At 66.6% G+C, this 9,027-nt stretch carries 5 protein-coding genes; all 5 read left to right on the forward strand.

Annotation, left to right across the window (positions count from 1 at the left end; translation table 11 throughout):
• Window positions 1-327 precede the first annotated feature (327 nt).
• The 5 genes from ssb (at window position 328) to ligA (ending at window position 8,366) form a co-directional block, all read left to right on the forward strand.
• Window positions 328-789, forward strand: coding sequence for a single-stranded DNA-binding protein (ssb, locus tag ACPEES_RS22450; RefSeq protein ID WP_435106567.1), 462 nt, complete (start codon window positions 328-330; stop codon window positions 787-789).
• Between the two features lie 94 nt (window positions 790-883).
• Complete coding sequence (locus ACPEES_RS22455) at window positions 884-1,603, forward strand: SapC family protein (RefSeq protein ID WP_435106570.1); 720 nt, start codon at window positions 884-886, stop codon at window positions 1,601-1,603.
• A gap of 29 nt (window positions 1,604-1,632) precedes the next feature.
• The gene (gene smc, locus ACPEES_RS22460) at window positions 1,633-5,139 is read left to right on the forward strand and encodes a chromosome segregation protein SMC (protein ID WP_435106572.1); all 3,507 of its coding nucleotides are present in this window, start codon (window positions 1,633-1,635) and stop codon (window positions 5,137-5,139) included.
• A 105-nt stretch (window positions 5,140-5,244) separates the two neighbouring features.
• Window positions 5,245-6,291 carry a cell division protein ZipA gene (zipA, locus tag ACPEES_RS22465; protein ID WP_435106574.1) on the forward strand — a complete coding sequence of 349 codons (1,047 nt, stop codon included), beginning with the start codon at window positions 5,245-5,247 and terminating at the stop codon, window positions 6,289-6,291.
• A gap of 35 nt (window positions 6,292-6,326) precedes the next feature.
• Entirely contained in the window at window positions 6,327-8,366 is a 2,040-nt protein-coding gene (ligA, locus tag ACPEES_RS22470) for an NAD-dependent DNA ligase LigA (RefSeq protein WP_435106576.1), read from the forward strand.
• Window positions 8,367-9,027 lie beyond the last annotated feature (661 nt).

The raw sequence follows: 9,027 nt of genomic DNA on the forward strand, positions 1-9,027 counted from the left end.
CGAAAGTAGGTCATCGCCAGGCTCTTACTACCTAAACCCCCTGCGGTACAAAACCGCAGGGGGTTTTTTCATTCCACAAAAACCTACCCCATGGCCGACAACGACAAGCGGCTTTCGCCTGCGCCCGTGCCCGGCAAACGCTGACGCGCCCGAGCCAGCGCGGGGGGACGAAGTGGGAGTGTTGTCCACCGCGGCCGAGGCACCCGTCACGCGGACGCCCAATGCAATGCGCGCGTGTGGACAAATCAGTTAAAGTGTTGCGTCCAGTCCGCCCCGCGCGCAGGGATAGCGTCGGGGCACCCGGAAAGGTCATCGCGGAGGCAGTATATGGCAGGCGGTTCGGTTAACAAGGTCATTCTGATCGGTAATCTCGGGGCGGATCCGGAGGTGCGTTATGCCCCCTCGGGCAGCGCCATCACCAATATCCGGATCGCGACCTCGGAGCAATGGCGGGACAAGCAGACCGGGGAGCGCCAGGAGCGCACCGAGTGGCATCGTATCGTGTTCTTCAATCGCCTTGCGGAGATCGCCGGCGAGTATTTGCGCAAGGGCTCCAAGGTCTATATCGAAGGCCAGCTGCAGACGCGGAAATGGCAGGGGCAGGACGGACAGGACCGGTACACCACGGAGGTCGTAGCGCGGGAGATGCAGATGCTCGACTCGCGTTCCGAGAGTCCGGCACCGGGACCGCGTGGCGGCGGTGGTGGGCGACCGGGTGGCGGTCAGCCCAGCGAGCCGGCGCCACAGCAGGAGCCGCCCCAGGACTTCGACGACGACATCCCCTTCTGACGGGCACCGGGGCTGACGCCAATCCATTCTGACGCCGGGGCCGGCATCGGCGCTGGCCGGTGTCGACCAGCGATCGTACCGAGCAAGGACCATTATGGCTCAGATGATCTTCTACCAGAACATCATTCCGCTGGATCGCGAGCAGCACCGCGATCTCCGCGTGCGCAACCGCCCCGGTTATGCGCCGCAAGCGCGGGAGACCCACTACGTGCCGCTCGGTGGCGCCGAGTTCTTCCAGGCGGCCCGGGATTACCCCATCGTGTTCTCCGGGGAGGGGGACACCCTGGGCCCGGTGGCGCTGCTGGGCCTGCGTGAAGGGGAGAACCTGTTTCTGGACGACCATGATCAGTGGCGTGGCGGCGTGCACCTGCCTGCTTTCGTGCGTCGCTATCCCTTCATTCTGGCCGACAACGGCGAGGGGAGCGGCTTCAGCATCGGCGTTGACGAGGACAGCGAGGTGCTCTCGCGGGCCGAGGGCGATCCGTTGTTCACCGACGATGGCGAGTACAGTGAGGCGCTGAATGGCTATATCCGCCTGATGCAGGAGTTCTACCAGGACATGCAGCGCACGCGGGCGCTAACCCAACGGCTCGTCGATCTGGACGTTCTCGTCGAGCGGGCGGTGGAGATCGGTGCGCCGGATGGCCGCACGTTCCAGTTGGGCGGGCTCAAGTTCGTCGACGAGCAACGACTTGCCGGGCTCAGCGATGAGCAGCTGGTGGCGCTGCAGCGGGACGGGTACCTGGGGCGTGTCTATGCCCACCTGGTCTCCGTGGGCAACCTCCAGCGCCTCGCTGCCGACGTTCCCGCGTAGACCACGGACTGGCTGACGGAACGGCGGCCATGCGGCTGAGCAAGATCAAGCTCACCGGCTTCAAGTCGTTCGTGGATCCGACCACGGTGGTGCTTCCGGGCGATCTGGTCGCCATCGTGGGGCCCAACGGGTGCGGCAAATCCAATGTCATCGATGCGGTGCGTTGGGTGATGGGCGAGAGCTCGGCGAAGCACCTCCGCGGCGAATCCATGGCGGATGTCATCTTCAACGGTTCCACCAGTCGCAAGCCGGTGGGGACAGCCGCTATCGAGCTCATCTTCGACAATTCCGATGGGACGCTCGGCGGTCAGTATGCGAGTTACAACGAGATCTCGGTGCGCCGCCAGGTCAATCGCGAAGGCCAGTCCGCTTACTACCTCAACGGCACCCGTTGCCGCCGCCGCGATATTACCGATGTTTTCCTCGGCACCGGTCTCGGGCCACGCAGCTACTCGATCATCGAGCAAGGTATGATCTCGCGGGTGATCGAGGCGCGGCCGGAGGAATTGCGCCGGTACCTCGAGGAAGCGGCGGGGATCAGCCTCTACAAGGAACGGCGACGCGAGACTGAACGGCGCATCCGGGACACGCTCGAGAATCTGGAGCGGCTCGAGGACGTGCGCGAGGAAGTCGGCCGTCAGCTCGAGAAGCTCAAGCGCCAGGCCGACACCGCTGAGCGTTACAAGGCGCTTCGTGCCGAAGAGCGACAGCGTCGGGCCGAGCTGTACGTATTGCGCCTGCAGTCCCTGGAAGCGGAGCGTGAGCGTCTCGAGCAGACGCTTCGTGAGCGCGATAACCAGATCGAGGCATCCCTGGCGCGGCAGCGGGAGCTGGAGCGCGAGGCGGAGACCGTGCGGGCGCGCCACGGCGAGGACAATGACCGCCTCAACGACGTTCAGGCCCGCTACTATGCGATCGGCTCCGAGATCGCGCGTATCGAGCAGCGCATCAATCACCAGCGCGAGCTGCGTGACAGCGGAGCGCGCGAGCAGGAGCGAGCCCGCGAGAGCCTGGAGGAGCTCGATGCGACCCTGGAGCAGGACCGGGAGAAGCTGGCCGTTCTCGAAGAACGGTTGGCCGAGCTCGGTCCGGAGCGAGAGGAGGTCGCCGAGCAGGAGGCGGCCGCCGAGGAGCGCCTGCGGGCTGCCCAGGAGGCGCTGGAGGCCTGGAGCGAGCGCTGGGACCGCTTCAACGCGGAAGCCGCGGAGCCGGCTCAGGTCGCGCAGGTCGAGCGGGCGCGTATCGAGCAGCTCGAGCGGCGCGGCGAAGAGCTCGCGCGCCGTCGGGATCGCCTTCAGCTGGAGATCGAGCAGCTCGAATCGGAGGCGAATGATGCCGAGCTGCGCGGCGCCGAGGAACAGGCCGAGGCGCTTGCGGAGCAGGCAGAGGATCTGCGCGATGCGCTCTCCCGATCACAGGAAGCGGTCACGGAGCTCGAAGAGCACAACGATGAGCTGACCGACGAACACAACAATGCCCAGGGGGAGCACCACCGCCTGCAGGCACGGCTGACTTCGCTGGAAACCCTGCAGGAGGCCGCCCTCGGTGACGACGACGCCACGGCACGCTGGTTGGCCGACAATGGCCTCGACGCCCAGGAGCGCCTGGCGCACCACCTCCGTGTCGCTCCCGGCTGGGAACGGGCTGTGGAAGTGGTGCTTGGCGAACACTTGCAGGCCGTGCTGGTGGACCGGCTCGACGGCTGCCTGGACGCGGTGTCGGCGTTGGATGCCGGCTCTCTCGTGCTTCGGACCCGAGACGACGTCGCCGGCGGCGACACGGCGGAGGCGGGCACGCTCGCCGCGCAGGTGGACGCGCCCTGGCCGTTGACGGATCTCCTCGCGCGCGTGCGCACCGCCACGGACATGGCGTCGGCCCGGGCGCTGGCGGCGGAGCTTCAGCCGGGTGAGGTGGTGGTTACCCCGGATGGGTGTTGCCACGGCCCGAACTGGGTACAGGCCAACGGCTCCACCGATGATGACGATGCGGGGGTGCTCGCCCGCGAGCGTGAGATCGCCGCGCTGCGTGAGCAGATTGCCGAGCTCGGCACACGCCTCGAGAGGCTCGGCGAGCGCCGCCATGAGGGCCAGCAACAACTCGCCGAGGCTGTCGAACGTCGTGACGAGCGCCAGGATGAGCTCAATGCCGTGGAACGTGACCACAGTGCGGCGCTCGCCCGTCTGGAGACTATGCAGCGCCGGGTCGCCGAACGCCGGGAACGGCGTGAGGCGCGAGCTGCGGAGCTGGAGGAGCTGGCTGAGGAGATTGCCACTGGTGCCGAGGACGTGCGCGCCGCGCGCAAGCGCCAGGACGAGGCCCTCGACCGCAGTGAAGCCCTGGATGCGGAGCGCGAGCGTCTGACCAACGAGAAGCTGGAACGCCAGGAGGCGTTGGACGAGGCCCGCTCCGCCCTGGATGACGTCCAGGCCCGGCGCCACGATCTGGCGGTCAAGCTCGAAGGTGCCACGACCGCCCGGGACTCACTCCGGGAGAGTGTGGTCCGCATGGAGCGACAGCGCGAGAGCCTGCAGGAGCGGCTGACCGAGCTCTCCGAGAACCTGGCGGCGCTCGATGACCCGGACGACGAGCTCGCCGAGGAGCGTCAGCGCCTGCTCGACGAGCGCCAGGGCGTCGAGCACGAACTCTCCGAGGCACGGGCCAGACTGGGCGAGGCCGAAGCACGGCTGCGCGAGCTCGATCACAACCGCGGCGATGTCGAGCGTGAGGTCGGCGAGCTTCGCGAGGGGACCGAGTCGGCGCGTTACCGCAGCTACGAGCTCAAGATACGCGCTCAGACACAGGCCGAGCAGCTTGCCGAGCTCGAGGTCGACCGCGAGGCGGTGACCGCCGAGCTTCCGGAGCAGGCCAGCGAGGCTGCCTGGGAGCAGGAGCTGGAACGGCTGGAAGCGCGCATTCGCCGGTTGGGGCCGATCAACCTCGCGGCGATCGACGAGTACCAGGCCCTCGAAGAGCGCAAGGGCTACCTCGACAGCCAGTACGACGACCTCACCGAAGCGCTCGAGACACTACAGTCGGCGATACGCCGGATCGATCGCGAGACCCGGCAGCGCTTCAAGGAGACCTTCGACAAGGTGAATGCAGGGGTTCAACAGCTCTTCCCGAGGCTCTTCGGCGGTGGTCAGGGGTACCTGGAGCTCACCGGCGACGATCTCCTGGAGACGGGCGTCTCGATCATGGCACGTCCGCCGGGCAAGAAAGTGACCAACATCCACCTGCTCTCCGGCGGTGAGAAGGCGCTCACGGCAGTGTCACTGGTGTTTGCGATCTTCCAGCTCAATCCGGCACCCTTTTGCATGCTCGACGAAGTGGATGCCCCGCTCGACGAGGCCAACGTCAGCCGCTTCTGTGACATGCTGCGCGAGCTCTCCGATCGCGTGCAGTTCATCGTGATCACCCATAACAAGACCACCATGGCCGCTGCCAGCCACCTCGCCGGCGTGACCATGAACGAACCCGGTGTCTCCCGACTGGTGGCAGTGGATGTCGAGGCTGCCGCCGAGCTCGCCGGGGCTTGAGCTTCGGGCATACGCCATGCAGTCTGTTTTTCTACGGGGGGTGGCTTTCGCGCGATGCGCGCATACCGTTTTCAACAGCAGCCACCGGAGTGATCGGAAGGGACGATGGACGAACTGCGCTGGTTATTGATCATCCTCGGCGCCCTGGCGATCGTGGCCATCTACCTGCATGGCACGATCCAGAACTGGCGTCACGACGGGCCGCCCTGGTCGCGGCGCCGGCGCGAGCAGCGCGAACCCTTCGCCGATCATGATATGCACGAGCCGCATCTCGACGACGAGCTGGATGTTCCGCCGGCGTCCGAGCCCGACGACGAGCTGAACGTCGGGGCCGGTGAGGAGCCGCTGTCGCCGCTGCCCGACGACGAGCGGTGGCCGGCTGCAGACGAGCCGGACGAGGCGTCCGACGGATTTCCCGCCTGGGCGCGTTCCCGGGTTTCGGAGGCACGTTCCCCCGCGGAGGACTGGCCGGTGCCCTCCATGGACGACCCTGACGAGAGCGCGTCCCGGACGCCAGTGCCCGAGCGGGAGACGGCGCCGGCCGATGAGCCGGCGGCGGATCAACAAGATGACGGAACGCCGCCGCGCTGGTCGCCCACGCGGGTCTCGCAACGGCTGCGTGAAGCCCTGCGCGCCGCTGACGATGCCGCTGACGCCCCTGCCGGAACGCCCGAGTCCGACCCGGTCGAGGATGCGATTCCGCCGGGCCTCGAAGAGCGCATCGTCGTCATCAACGTCATGGCGCCGGAAGACGAGCGTTTCGTCGGCGCGGCGCTGGTCGAAGCGTTGCGTCGTGCCGGGCTCGAGCACGGCGAGCACGGGATTTTCCACCGCTATCTGGACATCGCCTCCCGGCCGGTGCCGGAATTCAGTGTCGCCAACATTCTCAATCCGGGCTGGTTCGACCTGGAGCGTATCGATGAGTTCGATACCCCCGGCGTGGCGTTCTTCCTGCGTCTGCCCGGGCCATTCGATCCGGTGATCGCGTTCGAGGAGATGCTCACGGCGGCGCGCACGGTCGGTGGCGTGCTGGGGGGGCATCTGCTGGATGCACGGCGTTGTGACCTGACCCAGCAGTCCATCGAACACCTTCGGGAAGAAATGATCGAGTATCGCCGCCGGGCCCAGCTGGCGGCACGCCAGAATCGCTGAGGCGCCAGCGGCGCCTCCACTGTTTGCGGAAGACCATGAGCGAGAACGCGCGTCCGGACGAAGCGGCGCAACGCGCCGGTAAGCTGCGCGAGCTGCTGCGCTATCACAACCACCGTTACTATGTACTCGACGATCCGGAGATTTCCGATGCCGAGTACGACGCATTGTTGCGCGAGCTCCAGGGCATCGAGGCCGAACATCCCGAGCTCGTGACCCCGGACTCACCCACGCAGCGCGTGGGCGCGGCCCCCCTCGATGCGTTCGCCGAAGCCCGCCACGAGCAGCCCATGCTGTCGCTGGCGAACGTCTTCAGCGAGGAGGAGCTGCGTGATTTCGACCGCCGCGTGCGAGAGCGTGTCGGCGGCGAAGTGGCCTATGTCTGTGAACCGAAGCTCGACGGTCTTTCGGTGAACCTGCGCTATGAGAATGGCGTGCTCGTTCAGGCGGCGACTCGTGGTGACGGGCAGGTGGGCGAAGACATCACCGTGAACGTGCGGACCATCCGTTCCGTGCCTTTGCGGCTGCGGGGCGAGAGCCCGTCCCTGGTGGAGGTGCGCGGTGAAGTGGTCATCCGCAAAGCCGATTTCGAGCGCTTGAACGAACACCGACTCGCCGAGGGCGAGCGCCCGTTTGCCAACCCGCGCAATGCTGCGGCGGGCAGTCTGCGCCAGCTCGACTCCAGCGTGACGGCGAAGCGGCCGCTCACTTTCTTCACCTTCGGAACCGGTGCCTGTTCCGAGCCCCTTGGCGTAACGCACAGTGAGGTGCTCGAACGGCTGGCCGGGTGGGGCTTTCGTGTCAACGAGCACGTACAGCGGGTTGCCGGCGCCCAGGGCTGCCTGGATTACTATCACTGGTTGCTGGACAACCGTGACACGCTCAGCTACGAGATCGATGGCGCCGTCTACAAGGTGGACGATCTCGACGCCCGCGAACGCCTCGGCTTCACTGCGCGCGCGCCACGGTGGGCCGCAGCCCACAAGCTGCCCGCCCGCGAAGCGACCACCGTGGTTGCCGATATTCTCGCCTCGGTGGGCCGCACCGGAGCGGTGACGCCGGTCGCGGCCCTCGAGCCCGTGGAAGTGGGTGGCGTCGTGGTAAGCCGCGCGACGTTGCACAATCTGGACGAGGTGCGCCGCAAGGACGTGCGCGTCGGCGATACGGTGATGGTTCGCCGCGCCGGCGACGTCATTCCGGAAGTCATCAGCGTGGTCGTGGACAAGCGCCCCGCCGACGCCGAACCGTGGGACATGCCCACGAGTTGTCCGGTGTGCGGCTCCGAGGTCGTACGCCTGGACGAGGAGGCGGCTCACCGGTGCATCGGCGGGCTTTACTGTCCTGCGCAACGCATGGGTGCGATACGTCACTTCGTCTCGCGGCGCGCCATGGATATTGACGGCCTTGGCGAGAAGCTGGTCGCTCAGCTGGTTGAGCAGGGTCTGGTGCGTACCGTTGTCGACCTCTATGGCCTCGAGCGCGAGACGCTGGTGACGCTCGAGCGCATGGGCGAGAAGTCGGCCGACAATCTTCTTCGCGCCATCGATGCATCCCGGGAGACCACCCTGCCGCGCTTTCTCTACGCGCTCGGGATCAGCCAGGTAGGGGAGGTCACCGCGCGCGCGCTCGCCGAGCATTTCGGCAGCCTGGAGGCGATCATGGACGCGCGTAGCGACGCGCTCGAGACCGTCCCCGACGTCGGCCCGGTGGTGGCCCAGAGCGTGGCGCGGTTTTTCGCCCAGCCTCACAACCAGGAGGTTATCGCGGGGCTTCGGGCGGCCGGCGTGCACTGGCCATCCGCGGCTGCGGATACGGCGTCCGAGTTATCGCAGCCGCTTGCCGGGCGAACGTTCGTGCTTACGGGAGCGCTCGAAGGCTATTCACGCGACGACGCGAAGGCGCAAATCGAGGCGCTCGGCGGTAAAGTGACGGGGAGTGTGTCGAAAAAGACGGACTACGTTGTCGTCGGTGCTGACCCCGGTTCCAAGCGTGACAAGGCCGAGCGGCTCGGCGTGACGCTGCTGGATGAGTCCGGGTTCGAGCGCCTGCTGCGGGAGACGGCGAACGCCGGATCATAGCGGCCGGGAAACGTTCAAAGGGAAATGCGCAAAGTTCGAAGCGCAATCCGCCATTGAACGCGGAAGATTCCGAGTCGTCCCCCGTTATCAGTTTCGGGTTGAAAGGTCTCCGCCCCGCCGTCCGGCGGCGCGCTGTCGCGTCGCCAACAAGGGTGCATCCGTTGTAGATACTCCGTTGTCGGTCAAGTCGTAGGTCGGCTGCTCCAGGCAGCCGACAAGGGCCTGCGATGTGCAGTGTCGCGGGCGTTGGGGCCATTGCCACTGCAGATGTCGGGCACCGCCAGCGGCGGTCCCCGACCTACGCGGCTAACAGTTACTGTAGCTACCGTAGGGTGGGTACAGCGAAGCGAAACTCACCATCGCAGACCCTCGATCAGCGGCACTGCATCTGGCGGATTGCGCTGCGCTCATTCGCCCTACACCGACTTGGTTAAAGGGAAAAGCGCCAAGTCCAAAGGTCAAAGACGAAACCGGCGGCTCGTAACCGGGACGCGAAACCCGGACGCGAAGTCTGAAGCCCAGGCGTCTACAGGGCGCGCTGGTGCAGGGTTGCTATCGTCGGTAGACCACGCCCAACATCTTGACCGCTTGCCGCTTGCCGCTTGCCGCTTGCCGCTTGCCGCTTGCCGCTTGCCGCTTGCCGCTTGCCGCTTGCCGCTTG

This window comes from Arhodomonas sp. AD133 (assembly GCF_051195215.1).
Lineage (GTDB): Bacteria > Pseudomonadota > Gammaproteobacteria > Nitrococcales > Nitrococcaceae > Arhodomonas.

Excerpts from the sequence above, each read along its gene's own strand:
- ssb (WP_435106567.1), top strand. The coding sequence starts at position 328 with ATGGCAGGCGGTTCGGTTAACAAGGTCATTCTGATCGGTAATCTCGGG.
- ACPEES_RS22455 (WP_435106570.1), top strand. The coding sequence starts at position 884 with ATGGCTCAGATGATCTTCTACCAGAACATCATTCCGCTGGATCGCGAG.
- smc (WP_435106572.1), top strand. The coding sequence starts at position 1,633 with ATGCGGCTGAGCAAGATCAAGCTCACCGGCTTCAAGTCGTTCGTGGAT.
- zipA (WP_435106574.1), top strand. The coding sequence starts at position 5,245 with ATGGACGAACTGCGCTGGTTATTGATCATCCTCGGCGCCCTGGCGATC.
- ligA (WP_435106576.1), top strand. The coding sequence starts at position 6,327 with ATGAGCGAGAACGCGCGTCCGGACGAAGCGGCGCAACGCGCCGGTAAG.